Genomic DNA, 631 nt, shown 5'->3' with positions numbered 1-631 from the left:
ACAACCTAAGGAGCGATTGCCGATCTTCTTCATCTCTCTCGATCTGAGACCGTATGCCAAGGAACTGAGAAGCTGTTCACCCCGAGGCGCTGACGGATACTGCAGACAAGGTATTCTACGAGCACTCTTTGGCTGCGCCGCTTGAAGGAATCGCTACCTTTACGGGATTGCATCATCGTTTGAATACGGATCTTCGGTTTCGTTATCAGTGTGGACTTCCGCTGGATCGGGAAGCTCCCCGTGTCCACATTAAGCCGAGTCTTCGCAGAACTGACGAGAAAGGACTTGGCAAAACGGCTTTTTGAGGATTTGGTCACACGCTGTCAGCAGGAAGGTATCATAGAAGGCAGTACCGTCGCCATAGACAGCGCCGCTCTCCGCGCTTACGAGAAAAAGCAGCCCAAACGCAAAAGTGAGCAAACGGGTAATGCGAACTGGGGCGCAAAATTTGATTCCTTCGGCAATAAAATCACATGGTTTGGTTACAAAATTCATCTGGCGGTCGATACGAAAAGTGAATTGCCGATCGCCTTGGAAGTAACGCCGGCGCACGTAAATGATGGAGAAATGGCGCCGGGCCTGATCGAGAAAGTAGCGTCCAGGACGAGCACACGACTTTTCATACTCGATG

Annotated in this window: 1 pseudogene; it reads left to right on the top strand. The window is 51.0% G+C overall.

The window, feature by feature from the left end:
* Window positions 1-631 (top strand): annotated as a pseudogene (locus M3G15_RS21385) (transposase); the annotation flags it as partial.

The sequence above is a fragment of the Paenibacillus sp. p3-SID1389 genome, assembly GCF_025151705.1.
GTDB lineage: Bacteria > Bacillota > Bacilli > Paenibacillales > Paenibacillaceae > Fontibacillus > Fontibacillus phoenicis.
The sequence above is the reverse complement of the archived record's forward strand: the minus strand, read 5'-3'. Positions and strand labels throughout refer to the sequence as shown.